Below are 15,398 nucleotides of genomic sequence, written 5' to 3' on the forward strand. Positions count from 1 at the left end.
GCGCATAACCTGGCGTGGTGACTGTCGCACCACCACGCACTGTCGAAAACCCCGGGACCGGATGGATCCGCCGGCTGGCCGCGGCCTGCTGGCGCCATCCGGTCCTGGTCGTCTCCTCGCTCGCCGCGGCGGTGTTGAGCGTCGGCCTGCAGGCCGCGAGCCCGCTGCTGGTGAAGGTCGCCGTGGACGACGCGGTGGCCTCGCAGACCGGGCGGCTCGGCCTGCTGGTCGCGGGGCTGATCGGCGTGCAGCTGCTCATGTTCGGCACCGCGTTCGTCCGCCGCTACCTCGGCGGGCGGCTAGCGCTGGACGTGCAGCACGACCTGCGCCAGCGGGTGTTCGACTCGGTGTCCCGGCTGGACGGTGGCAAGCAGGACTCGCTGCGCACCGGCCAGGTGGTGTCGCGGGCGATCACCGATCTGCAGCTGGTCGTGTCGCTGTTGTTCGTGGTGCCGCTGTCGGCGGGCTCGGTCGTGTTCGCGGTGTTCTCGGTCGCCGCGATGCTGTGGATGTCGCCCGGCCTGACGGTGATCGCGTTGATCGTGGTGCCCGCGGTCGCGATCGTCGCGGGGATGGCCCGCAAGCGCCTGTTCCCGGCCACCTGGTCGGCGCAGCAGCGGGCGGCGGACCTGGCGCAGCACGTCGAGGAGACCGTCACCGGCGTCCGCGTCGTGAAGGGCTTCGGGCAGGAGGCCAGGGAGGTCGCGCGGCTGGAGAAGACCGCGCGGCGGCTGTTCGCCGAGCGGCTGCGCGCGGCGCGGCTGGCCGCGGTGCCCACGGCGACGACGTCCGCGCTGCCCGCGGCTGGGCAGGTCGCGGTGCTGGCCTTCGGCGGCATCCTGGCGCTCAACGGGCAGGTCACGCTCGGGACGTTCCTCGCGTTCGCCAGCTACGTCTCCGGCCTGATCGGACCGGCCCGCATGATGTCGGCGCTGGTGGTGCAGGCCCAGCTGACCCGCGCCGGCGCGGAACGCGTGTACGAGCTGGTGGACGCCCAGCCGGAGGTCACCGATCCGGTGGATCCAGAGCCGCTGCCGGACGGCCCGCTCGGCATCGAGCTGGACGACGTGCGCTTCGGCTACACGCGGTCGGAACCGGTCCTGGACGGGCTTAGTCTGCGTGCGGAACCCGGCGAGACGCTGGCGCTGGTCGGCACGGCTGGTTCCGGCAAGTCGACGATCTCGTTGCTGCTGCCCCGGTTCTACGACGCGCACTCGGGCAGCGTGCGGCTGGGCGGCTGCGACGTGCGGGACGTGAAGCTGCCGGAACTGCGGCAGGCGATCGGCGTGGTGTTCGAAGAGGCGTTCCTGTTCTCCACGTCCATCCGCGACAACATCGCCTACGGCCGCCCGGACGCGAGCGACGAGGAGGTGATCGCCGCCGCGAAGGCGGCGGAGGCGCACGAGTTCATCTCCGAGCTGCCGGACGGCTACGACACCCAGGTCGGTGAACGCGGCCTGACGCTGTCGGGCGGTCAGCGGCAGCGGCTGGGCCTGGCGCGGGCGCTGCTGACCGATCCGCGGGTGCTGATCCTGGACGACGCGACGTCCGCGGTGGACACGGTCACCGAGGCGGCGATCTACGAGACGCTGCGCTCGGTCACCGCGACCCGCACGACGTTGCTGATCGCGCACCGCAAATCGACGTTGTCGCTCGCCGACCGGATCGCGGTGCTCGACGCCGGCCGGGTGGTGGACGTCGGCACCTACGACGAGCTGGCGGAGCGGTGCGAGCTGTTCCGCGAGCTGATCGCCGGGCCTGGCGAAGGTGTGGAGAACGTGCACAAGCGCGACTGCGTGGCGAGCCCGGAAACCGGGACCACGCCCGCGCTGTGGCCGGAGACCGGCGAGCGGGACGCGGTCGACGAGCTGGCCGAAGCGGCGCAGCAGCGGAACGCGCCGGCGCCGATGCCAGGCGGCGGGGGCATGGGCGCGAGCAGCGCGCTCAACGCGCCGCCGACGGCCGAACTGCTGGAGGGCGTGCGCAAATTGCCGCCTGCCAGGGACCGGCCCGCGCTGGATCCGGACTCGGTGACCGCGCCCGATCCGAGGTTCCGCCTGGGTTCCGCGCTGCGTCCGGTGCGTGCGCTGCTGATCGCCGCGGTGCTGCTGGTCGGGCTGGACGCGGCGGCGTCGATCGCGTTGCCCGCGCTGTACCAGCAGGGCGTCGACCACGGTGTGCGTCCCGGCCTGGCGTGGGTGGTGTGGCTGTGCGCCGGGGTCGGCGCGGTGATCATCGCGGTGGACTGGTTCGTGATCGCGGCGCAGACGCGGATCACCGCGCGGGCCGGTGAGACGGTGCTGTACTCGCTGCGGGTGCGCAGCTACGCGCACCTGCAGCGACTCGGGCTCGACTACTACGAGCGCGAACTGTCCGGCAAGATCATGACGCGGATGACGACGGACGTGGACGCGTTGTCGACGTTCCTGCAGACCGGTGTCGCGCAGGCGGTGATCAGCGCGCTGACGCTGATCGGGATCACCGGGGCGCTGCTGATCACCGACGTGTCGCTGGCCCTGTACGCGTTGTCCGTGGTGCCGGTGCTGGTGATCGCGACGGTCATCTTCCGGCGCCTGTCCAGTGCGGCGTACACCGAGGCGCGGGAGAAGGTCAGCGCCGTGAACGCCGACATGCAGGAGAACGTGAGCGGTCTGCGGGTCGCGCAGGCGTACAGCCGGGAGGAGCGGTCGGCCGAGGACTTCGCGTCGAGGAGCGACGCGTACCGCCGTTCGCGGCTGCGGGCCCAGCGGTATGTGGCGACGTACTTCCCGTTCGTGACACTGCTTTCCGGTGTCGCCGAGGCGATCGTCTTGATAGCGGGCGCGAACCGGGTCGCGGACGGCACCCTGGCGGTCGGTGTGCTGCTGGCGTTCCTGCTGTACCTGAACCTGTTCTTCTCGCCGATCCAGCAGTTGTCGTCGGTGTTCGACGGGTACCAGCAGGCGAAGGTCGGCCTGCACCGGATCGGCGACCTGCTGCGCACCCCGACGTCGGTGCCGCCGCCCACGGACCCGGTGCCGGTGCCCGAACGCCTGCGCGGCGAGGTCGCGTTCGACGCCGTGGACTTCTCCTACACCGGTACGGAATCCCTTGCCCTGACGGATGTTTCGCTGAAGGTGTCGCCGGGCGAGACGGTCGCCCTGGTCGGCGCGACCGGCGCCGGGAAGTCCACAGTGGTCAAGCTGGCGGCACGGTTCTACGATGCGACGAGCGGCAAGGTGAGCATCGACGGGGTCGACGTGCGAGACTACGACCTGGCCGGGCTGCACCGGCGGATGGGCGTCGTGCCGCAGGAGGCGCACCTGTTCTCCGGCACCGTGGCCGACAACGTCCGGTACGGCAACCCATCCGCGTCGGACGCCGAGGTCGAAGCCGCGGTGCGCGCGGTCGGCGCGGTGGACGCGATCGCCGCCCTGCCGCAGGGTTTCCACCAGCCGGTGGGCGAACGAGGCCGGTCGTTGTCCGCGGGGCAACGGCAACTGGTCGCACTGGCCCGCGCGGAACTGGTGGACCCGGATGTGCTGCTACTCGACGAGGCGACGGCCGCACTGGACCCGTCCGCGGAAGCCACGGTCCTCGCCGCAACGGAAACGGTGGCCAAACGCCGCACGACTTTCGTGGTCGCACACCGCCTGGCGACAGCCTCTCGCGCGGACCGGATCGTGGTGCTCGACCACGGACGAATCGTGGAACAGGGCACCCACGAAGAATTGCTGGCGGCGAACGGCCACTACGCACAACTGTGGAAAACAGGCGCATAGCGCCAATCTTTGAACCAAGGTAGCTGGGTGGTCCTCCCGGAGCCTGCCCGTCCGGCGAGGACTATCTCTTGATCTTTAAACCCGCGCTGTCGCGGGAAAAACGCCTCACGGCGCTTAAAAGGTCACCTTCGCCCCCCCCCGTGTTTTCAGTCGCCGAGCAGGCGTGTCAAGGCGGGAAAGAGCACCTTGACCCCGCTGATCGGCGACCAAAGATCGGCTGTGGATCGGGGGCGGGGGAGGTCTGGTTGGGGTAGTCGGTGCTGTTGCGTTGCCGGGCGGCGGTTTGGTGGTGGTTTAGGCGAAGACTTTGCCTGGGTTCAGAATGCCGTGTGGGTCCAGCGCATTCTTGACCGCGCGGTGCATCTCCAGCACCTCGGGGCTCACCTCGCGACGCAAGCCGCCGCGTTTGAGCAGTCCGATTCCGTGCTCGCCGGTCACCGTGCCGCCCAGCTCTACCGCGTCGGCGATGATGTCCTCGAATGCGGCCTGCGCCCGTAGCCGAGCCGCGTCGTCTCCGATCGGTGTGATGAGCAACGGGTGGAGGTTTCCGTCGCCGGCGTGGGCGATGTTCGCGATCAGCGTGTCGTGCCTGGCGGCGGCCTTCTCTATCCGGGCCAGCATCTCCGGCACCAGCGCTCGCGGCACGCACACGTCCTCGGTGAGCACCGGGCCGAGCCGCTCCAGTGCGGGGTACGCCAGGCGCCGTGCGTCGAACAGTGCTTCGGCCTCGTGCTCGTCCGTGGACAGCGCCGCCCAGGTCGCGCCGGCCTCCTCGAAACACCGCAGGATCGTCCGCGCCTCCTCCTCGCCGGCGTGGCCGGGGGTGTCGACGCGGCCCAGGAGCACGACGTTCGCCTCCGTGGACAGGCCCATGTTCTTCCACGCGTCGACCGCCTCCAGGCAGTGCCGGTCGACCAGCTCCAGCGCGGACGGGATCACCCCGGACGCGGACACCGCGCTGACCGCCTCGCCCGCGGCGATCACCGAGTCGAAGTACCCGGCGATGGTGCGCTCAGCCTCACGCCGCGGACGCAGCCGCACCGTCACCTCGGTGATCACGCCGAGCGTGCCCTCGGAGCCGACCATCAGGCCGCACAGGTCGTACCCGGCGACGCCCTTCGCCGTGCGACGGCCCAGCCGCACGACCTCGCCGCGCCCGGTGACCACCTCGAGCGCCAGCACGTAGTCCCTGGTCACGCCGTACTTGACGCAGCACAGCCCGCCGGCGTTGGTGGCCACGTTCCCGCCGATCGTGGACCACGGCGAGCTCGCCGGGTCCGGCGGGTACCACAGCCCCTGCTCGGCGCAGGCCGCCCGCAGGTCGTCGTTCACCACGCCCGGCTGCACCACCGCGAGCCGCTCGGCGCGGTCGATCTCCAGCACCGAGTCCATCGACTCGAACGAGATCATGATGCAACCGTCGACGGCGTTCGCCCCGCCGGACAGGCCCGTCCCGGCCCCGCGGGGCACCACCGGGATCCGGTGCTCCACCGCGAACCGCACGACGTCGCGCACCTCGGCGGTCGCGCGCGGCCGCACCACCGCGGCGGCCTGCCCGTATTCGGCCCATTCCGCGTGGTCCTGCAGGTAGGACTCGACCACGGCCGGGTCGTCAACCACGCGCTCGGCCGGAACGACCCGCCTCAGGGCGGCCACCAGTGTCGGGGAATCCATCACAACCTCCACCGAGCAGGCTACCGGTGTGACGACGGCCTCGGGGCACGCTGAGCGGCAGGTGAGACGCCCGCTACAGCCTCAGGTCACCGCGGCGACGGCGCGATCCCTGGCCTGCTCACCGACCTCGGGCACCACGTAGCCGCGCGCCCGGATGTGCGCGACCAGCTCCGGGTCCGGCGGGACACCGTGCTCACGCAGGTAGTGGGTCACCGCGCCCGGCCACACCCAGTGGCCGTCGGTGCGGAAGTTCAACGGCACCGACGGCGGCTCCTCCGGTGCGAACTCGTCGACGGCGTAGCTGCGCGCGGCCAGCACGACCGGCGCGGCCTCCAGGTACGCGAGGACACGCGCCCGCTCCTCCGGGGCGAGCGGCTCCCGGCGCACGATCGGGCGCCCGTCGGAGTCGAGCCCGTCGTACACGCGCGGCGAGCGCACCAGGGTGTCCACTTCGGACCGCGGCTGGGCCCGTTCCCGCAACCACGCCGGCACGAACTCCTCGGCACGCGGGAAGAACCGGAGCTCGTCGGCGAACCCGATCGGCGGCGGCACCTGACGCCACCGCGGCTCGTGGTCGATGACGTAGTCGACCTGCGGCGGGCGGCCCGGGTCGAACACCACCACCGCCGCGAGCCACGTCCCCCGGCCCGGCTGGTACATGCCCGCCCGCAGCCGCCCGAGCAACTGGACCATCGGCGGGGGCGGCGGCACCGGCCGCGCGGCCCCGTCCGGCCCGACGACGGCGACGTCCACCTCGACGTGCCGCCCGGCGGCGCGGTACTCGGCCCGCATCTGACGCCACCCCGGCGGCACGGCGCCCGCGAGCACCTGCCCGGCCTGGGCGAGGATCTGCCACTGCTGCTGCGGGGTCAGCGGCGCGAACGGCTGGTTCACGGCCGCGAGCCGGACAGCAGACCGGCGGGCAGGTAGTCCGACTCGACGTCGAGGGTGAACCCGACGGCCTGCCCCAGCACGGCGACGGCGAGCGGGGCGAGCGCGACGAACCCTTCGGAGTCGGTGGCCCGGTCACGCGCCGTCCAGTACTCACGGTGCAGCTCCAGCGCCTGCACCAGGGCGTCGTTGAAGCGCTCCGCGTCGCGGCGGAGGATGTAGTAGAACATCTTGATCGGCGGGTACACCAGCTGCAGCATCGCGCCCCGCGGGGTGATGCGCGCCGAGTCCGGGTCGGTGCCGTCCATCGCGGGCGTGAACATCGACGGTGGCACCCGCTCGCGGCGCAGGAACGCCTGCAGCGACTCGATCCACGGGTACACGTACGGATCGTGGTCGACGCCGGAGGCGCGGAGCAGGTCCAGCGGCACGGCGCACAACTCCTGGACACGGGCGTCGTCGCGCAGCACCACCGCGTACCACACCGCGGTCAGCCACTTGCCCGCGTTGGCGTGCCTGGCCGGACCGGTCGCCGGGAGCTGGAACCGGTTGTCCCCCAACTGGTATCCGACCGCGCCCTCGCTCGCCCCGGCCATCGCGAACGTCGCCGCGGCCGCCTGGCCGGTGAGGTCGAACGCGCGCCAGGTCGCCGGGTCCGCGGCGCCCGGGTCGAGGACCGTGCGGTTCCGCGCGACCAGCCCGGCCCACCGGAAGACCGTGTCGACCGCGTCGGCCTTCTTCTCGACGTAGCCGAGGAACTGCCCCAGCCTCGGCTCGGCGGCTTCCACCTCACGGCTCGCGGCCTCGCGGTCGACGGGGTGCCGGGGAACGGTCGTCATGAAGTCGCTGTCCTCACGTCGTCATTCGCCGAATGGCGGTTGGTAATCGTAGCCCAGATAAGGCTTGTATTCGTATCCCAGGTTCACATGCGGGGAATCGGTTTCGTCGACGAGCGCGCGCACTTCCACATAATCCAGCCGGTTGTCCAGCTTCGCCAGTTCCAGTTCCGCGGCGAGGTCCCGGTCCGGGATCCGGCTGGCCACGTCGTCGAAGTAGTCCGGGTGCCCCTGCGCCACGACCCGGTTCTCCGCGGGCAGGTACCGGGAACTGGGCTGGCCACCCGGCCCCTTGGCCTCGTGCACGATGTAGTGCGGCGGTTCACCCGGCTGGTAGTGCACCTCCCAGATCTGGTCGAACTTGCCGGACCCGGGTTTGCCGCCGTCGGTCGAGTGGCGCGGGATGATCTCGCCCAGCACGTCGCCCGTGTCGGCGTCGACCACCTGGTAGTGCTGGCTGCCCGGCCCGTGGTCCGGGGATTCGCGCAACGTGATCGGCCGGTCCGGGTACGCCTCGCTGAAATCGCGGTGCACGCGGTCGCGGATCGCGTGTTCGGCCGCCCGTTCCCCGAGCGCTTCCGACGCGTCGTTCTTCTGGTTGTGCGCGTCGACCCAGTCGTCGGCGTCCTCCGGGGTTTCCCGGTAGCGCTCGATCTTTTCCTCGCGGTCGGCGATCTTCTCGTCGATCGCGTCGTAGTCGTCGTCGCGCCAGTCCTGGCTGTGGTCCGGGTAGTCCGGCTGGTCGGCGTTGTCGGGGGTCGCCGGGCTGTCCGGGGTCGCGGGCGTGTCCGGTGTGGACGGATCCGGCGCGCCGCCGAGGTCGTCGGCCTGGCGGGTGGGCGGGTAGACGCGCGAACGGGCGTCGTCGAACCCGAGCCGTTCGACCGGCGGCCGGTCCGACTTGAAGGCGGGCTTGCCGTCGACGAGGTCGAGCGGCGGCGGCGGGTTCCGCGGATCTACCCGGTTCGGGTTGACCACCAGTTCCTCCACGCCGTCCGCGCGGGTCCGCCGGTAGTAGTGCTCCTCGATGTACTTCGGGTCGGCGATGTTCTCGCGCGGTGTGCGGCCGTCGGGGCCGGGGCGGTCGCGCCAGTCGTCCGGCTCGTCGCCGCGGTCGCGGGCGTCGGCCGGGTCCACGTCCTGCTTGTCGGCGTCCCGGGTGCCCGGGGTGAAGCCGTCGTCGCCGGCGCGGGAGGTCGTGCCGTCCGGACGGTGGACCTCCCACTCCCCGGTCGGCGGGATCTTCGGGCGGCGGGTGCCGTCCGGGCCGATCTCGTAGTCCGAGGAGTAGACCCGGCCCTGCGAGTCGCTCCAGCCCGGCCTGGTCGGGGCGAGCACCTCGGTGTCCAGCTCGCGGGACAGCCGGTTCGCGAAGCCGTTGGTGCTGCTGTCGCAGCCGAGCAGGCGGATGGGGCCGCCGTCGTAGCCCGGGTTGCGCCGCAGGATGTCGGCGAACTCCTCCGGGGTGTAGTGGCGGTCGCCGATGCGGGCGCGCCCGTCCGGGGTCACGTGCACGTCGACGGTGTGCCTGCCGTCCGGGTCGGGGCGGACGCGCTGCGGCAGGTCGCCCATCTCCGGGTCGCCGGCGTGGTAGGAGGTGCCGGCCGGGGTCGGCTCGGCGTGGCGCTGGTTGACCTCGTCCGGGGTCAGCGGGTCCTGGTCGTGGGCGGTGTCCGGGCTGTCCTGTTCCGGACCGTCCTGGTGGGTGCCGTCCCGGTGCGGGTCGTCGTGGCGCGGGCTGTCCGGATCGGCGCGATGCGGGTCCGCGGTTCGGCCGGGGGCGTCGCCGCGGGCGGCGACCTCTGGCGGGCGGGTGCCGGGGGTGCCGCTCCAGGTGCCGCCCGGGCGCGCGGACGGCGAGGCCGGTGCGTTCGGCGAGGCGGGTGAGGCGGGTGCGGCGCCCGGGCTCTGCGGGCTGGACGGCGCATCCGCCTGGCGCGGCGAGGGCAGAGGCCCCGGCTCGGCCGGCGCGCGCGGGGTGGCCGGGGGCGCGACGGAACTCGCGGAGGTATGTCCGGAGCTGTGCGGAGCGCTCGCCCCGGACGGGCCGTCGGCGGACGGCCTGCTCGCCGGCGCGTCCGGTGAGTGGGGCCCACCGGGCGCATCCGCCCCGCCAGGCGAGCGCGGGCCGCTAGGCGCGTCCGGCCCGCCAGGCGAGTGCGGGCCGCTGGGCGAGCCCGGCGCGCCAGGCGAGTGCCGCCCACCGGGCGAGCCCAGCGCGTCCGGCGACCGCGGTGCGTCCGGCGAGTGCGGCCCACCGGGCGAGTGCGGCGACCCCGGCGCGTCCGGGGAATGCGCGGGTGTCCGGGGCGCGCTGCCAGCCTCCGGCGACCGGGAGGGCGCGTCGCCCGCGGAGGGCGTATCCGGCGCGTCGTCGGTGTTCCGCAGCGGCGGCCCACCTGGCCCGTCCGGTGATGACGGCGCGTCGGCATTCCGGACGGCGGTGCTCGGCGACCGGGGGCCGTCCACGTTCGGCAGGTCGACGTTGCGAGCACCGGCGGACGGGGCCGAGCCGTCCGCGCGCCCGAACCTGCGGCCGATCTTGGTCAGCTGCTGGATGATCTCATCCAACTTGCCGATGATCCGGCTGATCCGCGGCGAGACGTTGCCGATGGTCTTGACCAGCTTGCGGATGAAGTCCGAAATCCGCGTCACCGCCGACGAGATCGCCGCCGTGGCCTGCGCGGCGATCAGCGGCGTGGCGAAGCCCAAGGTGCAGGCCGCCTCCAGCGCCCAGGTGATCAGCTTCCCGACCAGCTCGGCGACGATGTCGCGCACCATCTCGCGCACGAACCCGACGACCATCCCCATGATCATCACGCCGGTGGAGATGCCGTCGGCCAGTGACGCCGCCCCCGCGATCGCCTCGGCCTGTTCCGCGCCCGACCGGCGATAGGTGTCGGCGCCCTGGCCGGTCCAGCCCGCCGTGCCGCCGTCGACCTCGTTCTTCAGGTCACCGGCGACCGCGCCGACCTCCTTGGCCACGTTCGCCCACGTGTCGGAGAACGACTGGATCACCGGCGGGTCCCCGGCCAGCCAGTCCAGCGCCTCCTTGAGCGGCCGCACGTGCTCGATCAGCCACGCGACCCCGTACTGCGCCAGCGTGCCCAGCGGGTCGATGACCATGGACAGCACCTCGAGACCGGTGCCGAGCGCCCCCAGCCCGCCCTCGACCCACGAGCCGTCCTTGATGCCGTTGGACAGGTCCTGCGCGGACTCGAGGATCCCGATGCCGGTGACCGCGGTCGTCTGCGATTGGGCCTGCGCGACGAGCGGGTTACTCATGTCAGGGGCTCACCCAGCTGCTTGACCGTCTGCCGGGTGCTGTCGTCCTGTCCGTCGTAGTTGGTGACCGTCGTGCGGATGTTGCCCGCGGTGCCGCTGACCGACTCCGTCGCCACCTCCAGCGCGCGGACGCCCATCTGTTCGAACGGGTCGAGCATCATCGCGAACGGCTGGCAGATCACCCCGAACGCGCTGTTGTCCATGCTCACCTGGCGGGCCGCCTCGACAGCGGTCTGCAAGCGTTCCGCCAGCCCGTCGACCTTGCCGGCGTGCGTGCCGAGCTCGTCGGTGAGCACCTCGTAGCCGTTGGCGGCGCCACGGGCGGCGGAACCGCCCGCCCTGGTGCCCGCGCCCCGCGCGAAGCTGCTGGTCATCGCTCCCCCTAGTCGCGTCGCAGGAAGGACTGGTCGCCGAAGTCGTCGTCGTCATCGCGCCGGGGCGGCGCCGGGCGGCGCGGCGGCCGGGGCGGCTCGTCGTCGGCCTCGTTCTCGATCCGCAGCTGACGGCCCGGGGCGGGCGGCTCGGGGTCCTCCGGCGGGGCCTCCGGGAAGTTCTCGGCCGCGGTCCGCACGATGTGCTGCGCCGCGCTGTCCGACTCGCCCACCGTCCCGGCCACGATCTCCTGGATGACCTGCGGGTACTTCGACTGGGCCTTCTGCATCGCCTTGAGCACGTTCGCCGCGATCTCGTCCGGGCTCATGCCGCGGACGGCGTCGGTCATGCGCACGTCGGTGGGGATGCCGTTGTTGCCGACGGTCACGCTGACCGCCCCGTTCGCCACCGATTCGGTGATCGAGATCTGCTCGACCTCGTGCTGCATCGCCTGGAAGCGCTGCGACCGCTCGACCGCGTTGCGCTCCCAGTCCCCGAGCATGCGCTCGATGTCCGACAGGTCCGCCACCGAAACCCCTTCCGCTCTTCCTGCAGACGGTCCGGCGACCGTACCGGTTCCACACCCGCCCCGTACTCGATATCAGCAGGTCCCATACTCGTCCGGATGGACGCTGGACCGATCAAGTGAGGAATCCCAAACCCGAGTCCCGGGACTTGGGCCACTTCGGTCACAACGGCGAACGCGAGGGGGGTTAGCCTGGTAGGCGCATCAAGCGGACAACAAGATCGAGATATGGATAGAGGCGAGTCCCTGCCGTGTCCAGCAGCAGCCCTGCGTCACAGTTCGGCCCCAACGAATGGCTCGTCGAGGAGATGTACGACCAGTTCCTCGCCGACCCCTCTTCAGTAGACGCCGCATGGCACGAGTTCTTCTCGGACTTCAAGCCGACGCAGACCACGGAGTCGAAGCCGGACGCCGCACCCGCGCCCGTCCGTGAGCAGCCCGCCAAGCCGGGCAACGGCCAGGTCAACCAGGCTGCGACGGCCCCGGCCGCGCCCGCCCAGCCGAAGCCCGCCGCCAAGCCGGCCGCGCAACCCGCCAAGCCGGCCGCCGCCAAGCCCGCCGCCGCGAAGCCGGCCGCCGCGGCGACGAAGCCGGCCGCCGAGCCGGAGAGCAAGCAGCTGCGGGGCGCCGCGGCCGCGATCGCCAAGAACATGGACGCCTCGCTGGCCGTGCCGACCGCCACCAGCGTGCGCGCGGTCCCGGCCAAGCTGATGGCCGACAACCGCATCGTCATCAACAACCACCTCAAGCGCACCCGCGGCGGGAAGATCTCGTTCACGCACCTCATCGGCTACGCCATGGTGCGGGCGCTGCAGGACTTCCCGAACATGAACCGGCACTACGCCCTGGTCGACGGCAAGCCGCACGCCGTCACGCCGGAGCACGTGAACCTCGGCCTCGCCATCGACATGAAGGGCAAGGACGGGGGGCGCGCGCTGGTCGTCGCCTCAATCAAGAACTGCGAGAACATGACGTTCCGCCAGTTCTGGCAGGCCTACGAGGACATCGTCAAGAAGGCCCGCAACAACAAGCTGACCGCGGACGACTTCGCGGGCACCACCATTTCGCTGACCAACCCGGGCGGCATCGGCACCAACCACTCGGTGCCGCGGCTGCAGGCCGGGCAGGGCGCGATCATCGGCGTCGGCGCCATGCAGTACCCGGCGCACTTCGAGGGCACCAGCGAGGAGACCCTCGTCAAGCTGGGCATCAGCAAGATCATGACGCTGACCTCGACCTACGACCACCGCATCATCCAGGGTGCCGAGTCGGGCGAGTACCTCAAGCGCATCCACGAGTTGCTGCTCGGCGAGGACGGCTTCTACGACGACATCTTCACGTCGCTGCGGCTGCCCTACGAGCCGGTCCGCTGGGTCTCCGACATCCCCGAGGGCGAGATCGACAAGACCGCCCGGGTACTGGAGCTGATCGACGCGTACCGGATGCGCGGCCACCTGATGGCCGACACCGACCCGCTGAACTACCGCCAGCGCCGCCACGAGGACCTGGACGTCCTCTCGCACGGCCTGACCCTGTGGGACCTGGACCGCGAGTTCGCGGTCGGCGGGTTCGCCGGCCAGCAGAAGATGAAGCTGCGCGACGTGCTGGGCGTGCTGCGTGACTCCTACTGCCGGACCGTCGGCGTCGAGTACACCCACATCCTGGACCCGGAGGAGCGCCGCTGGATCCAGGACCGCGTGGAGGTCCCGCACGCCAAGCCGGACCCCAATGTCCAGAAGTACATCCTGTCGAAGCTGAACGCGGCCGAGGCGTTCGAGACGTTCCTGCAGACGAAGTACGTCGGCCAGAAGCGGTTCTCGCTGGAGGGCGGCGAGACCGTCATCCCGATGCTGGACACCGTCCTGGACAAGGCCGCCGAGCACGAGCTCGACGAGGTCGTCATCGGCATGCCGCACCGCGGCCGCCTCAACGTGCTGGCCAACATCGTCGGCAAGCCGATCTCGCAGATCTTCCAGGAGTTCGAGGGCAACCTCGACCCGGGCCAGGCGCACGGCTCCGGCGACGTGAAGTACCACCTGGGCGCGGAGGGCAAGTACTTCCGCATGTTCGGCGACGGCGAGACCCGGGTGTCGCTGACCGCGAACCCGTCGCACCTGGAGACCGTCGACCCGGTGCTCGAAGGCATCGTCCGCGCGAAGCAGGACATCCTCGACAAGGGCGACAGCGACACCGGCGGCTTCTCGGTGCTACCCGTGCTGCTGCACGGTGACGCGGCGTTCGCCGGCCAGGGTGTCGTGGCGGAGACGCTGAACCTGGCGCTGCTGCGCGGCTACCGCACCGGCGGCACCGTGCACATCATCATCAACAACCAGGTCGGCTTCACCACCGCACCGGAGCACTCGCGGTCTTCGCAGTACGCGACGGACGTGGCGAAGATGATCGGCGCCCCGATCTTCCACGTGAACGGCGACGACCCGGAGGCAGCGCACTGGGTGGCCAAGCTGGCCGTCGACTACCGCCAGGCGTTCAACAAGGACGTCGTCATCGACATGATCTGCTACCGCCGCCGCGGCCACAACGAGGGCGACGACCCGTCGATGACGCAGCCGGCGATGTACGACATCATCGACACGAAGCGTTCGGTGCGGAAGACCTACACCGAGTCGCTGATCGGCCGCGGTGACATCTCGGTCGAGGAGGCCGAGGCCGCGCTGCGGGACTTCTCGAGCCAGCTGGAGCACGTCTTCAACGAGGTCCGCGAGCTGGAGAAGCACCCGATCGCACCGAGCCCCTCCGTCGAGGAGGAGCAACAGGTGCCCGCGAAGGTGCCGACCGCGGTGCCCGCCGAGGTGATCGAGCGGATCGGTGACGCGTTCGTCAACGTCCCCGAGGGCTTCACCCCGCACCCGCGCGTCAAGCCGGTCATGGAGCGGCGGTACAAGATGTCCCGCGAGGGCGGCGTCGACTGGGCCTTCGGCGAGCTGCTCGCGTTCGGTTCGCTGGCGATGGAGGGCCGCCTGGTGCGGCTGTCCGGCCAGGACTCTCGCCGCGGCACGTTCACGCAGCGCCACTCGGTGCTGATCGACCGCAAGACCGGCCGGGAGTACGCGCCGCTGCAGAACCTGGCCGAGGACCAGGGCCGCGTGATGATCTACGACTCGGCCCTGTCCGAGTACGCGGCGGTCGGTTTCGAGTACGGCTACTCGGTGGCCAACAGCGACGCGCTCGTGCTGTGGGAAGCCCAGTTCGGCGACTTCGTCAACGGCGCCCAGACGGTCATCGACGAGTACATCTCGTCCGGTGAGGCGAAGTGGGGCCAACGGTCGGACGTCGTGCTGCTGCTGCCGCACGGCCACGAGGGCCAGGGCCCGGACCACACGTCGGGCCGCATCGAGCGGTTCCTGTCGCTGTGCGCCGAGGGGTCGATGACCGTGGCGGTCCCGTCGACCCCGGCGAACTACTTTCACCTGCTGCGACGCCACGCGCTGGACGGCATCCAGCGCCCGCTGATCGTCTTCACGCCGAAGTCGATGCTGCGCAACAAGGCGGCGACGTCCGGCCTGGAGGACTTCACCGGCGACTCGAAGTTCATGTCGGTGATCGACGACGCCGAGGTGGAGCCCGGCAAGGTCCGGAAGGTGCTGCTGACCTCCGGCAAGCTCTACTGGGAGCTGGTGGCCGAGCGGGCCAAGCGCGACGCCGACGATGTGGCCATCGTGCGCATCGAGCAGTACTACCCGCTGCCGAAGAAGAAGCTGCTGGCGGCGCTCGAGCGCTACACCGGCGCCGAGGTCGTGTGGGTCCAGGAGGAGCCCGAGAACCAGGGCGCGTGGCCGTTCTTCGGCCTCCACCTGCCGCGCATGTTCCCGGACGTGCTCGGCAAGCTGGACGTCGTCTCGCGGCGTCCGATGGCCGCCCCGTCGGCCGGCTCGTCGAAGGTGCACGAGGTGGAGCAGAAGGCGCTGATCGCCAAGGCCTTCAGCTGACCTAGCAACAAAAAAAGAAGAGCGCCCTCCCCAGCCCTGGGGAGGGCGCCCTTCTTTTCTTTTTCAGCGAACCGCAAGCCGGCAACGCAAAGCAAGCGACTACCCC

Annotated in this window: 8 protein-coding genes; 2 read left to right on the plus strand and 6 right to left on the minus strand. The window is 71.2% G+C overall.

Translation table 11 applies throughout. The features are described from left to right. Positions 1 to 14: 14 nt before the first annotated feature. Positions 15 to 3,761: an ABC transporter ATP-binding protein gene (locus AMETH_RS28820; protein WP_017984681.1), complete on the plus strand. Its 3,747-nt coding sequence runs from the start codon at positions 15 to 17 to the stop codon at positions 3,759 to 3,761. A 294-nt stretch (positions 3,762 to 4,055) separates the two neighbouring features. Here the strand turns inward: AMETH_RS28820 and AMETH_RS28825 are convergent, their stop codons facing one another. The 6 genes from AMETH_RS28825 to AMETH_RS28850 all read right to left on the minus strand — a co-directional run bounded on the left by AMETH_RS28825 (position 4,056) and on the right by AMETH_RS28850 (position 11,348). After that, positions 4,056 to 5,435: an FAD-binding oxidoreductase gene (locus AMETH_RS28825; RefSeq protein WP_017984682.1), complete on the minus strand. Its 1,380-nt coding sequence runs from the start codon at positions 5,433 to 5,435 to the stop codon at positions 4,056 to 4,058. Between the two features lie 81 nt (positions 5,436 to 5,516). Beyond that, positions 5,517 to 6,329, minus strand: coding sequence for a hypothetical protein (locus AMETH_RS28830; protein WP_017984683.1), 813 nt, complete (start codon positions 6,327 to 6,329; stop codon positions 5,517 to 5,519). After that, positions 6,326 to 7,165 carry an immunity 49 family protein gene (locus AMETH_RS28835; RefSeq protein ID WP_017984684.1) on the minus strand — a complete coding sequence of 280 codons (840 nt, stop codon included), beginning with the start codon at positions 7,163 to 7,165 and terminating at the stop codon, positions 6,326 to 6,328. The genes AMETH_RS28830 and AMETH_RS28835 overlap by 4 nt, the downstream gene beginning before the upstream one ends. Before the next feature lie 21 nt (positions 7,166 to 7,186). Then, positions 7,187 to 10,447, minus strand: a complete 3,261-nt coding sequence (locus AMETH_RS40945) for a hypothetical protein (RefSeq protein ID WP_051079455.1) — start codon at positions 10,445 to 10,447, stop codon at positions 7,187 to 7,189. Beyond that, positions 10,444 to 10,821 (minus strand): type VII secretion target, encoded by a 378-nt coding sequence (locus AMETH_RS28845; protein WP_017984685.1) that lies wholly within the window; start codon positions 10,819 to 10,821, stop codon positions 10,444 to 10,446. Before AMETH_RS28845 ends, AMETH_RS40945 begins: the two co-directional genes overlap by 4 nt. An 8-nt stretch (positions 10,822 to 10,829) precedes the next feature. After that, positions 10,830 to 11,348: a YbaB/EbfC family nucleoid-associated protein gene (locus AMETH_RS28850; protein ID WP_017984686.1), complete on the minus strand. Its 519-nt coding sequence runs from the start codon at positions 11,346 to 11,348 to the stop codon at positions 10,830 to 10,832. A 248-nt stretch (positions 11,349 to 11,596) separates the two neighbouring features. Between AMETH_RS28850 and AMETH_RS28855 the strand changes: the two genes are divergently transcribed. Then, positions 11,597 to 15,292 carry a multifunctional oxoglutarate decarboxylase/oxoglutarate dehydrogenase thiamine pyrophosphate-binding subunit/dihydrolipoyllysine-residue succinyltransferase subunit gene (locus tag AMETH_RS28855; protein ID WP_017984687.1) on the plus strand — a complete coding sequence of 1,232 codons (3,696 nt, stop codon included), beginning with the start codon at positions 11,597 to 11,599 and terminating at the stop codon, positions 15,290 to 15,292. The last annotated feature ends 106 nt before the right edge of the window (positions 15,293 to 15,398 follow it).

Source organism: Amycolatopsis methanolica 239 (genome assembly GCF_000739085.1).
Classification (GTDB): domain Bacteria; phylum Actinomycetota; class Actinomycetes; order Mycobacteriales; family Pseudonocardiaceae; genus Amycolatopsis_E; species Amycolatopsis_E methanolica.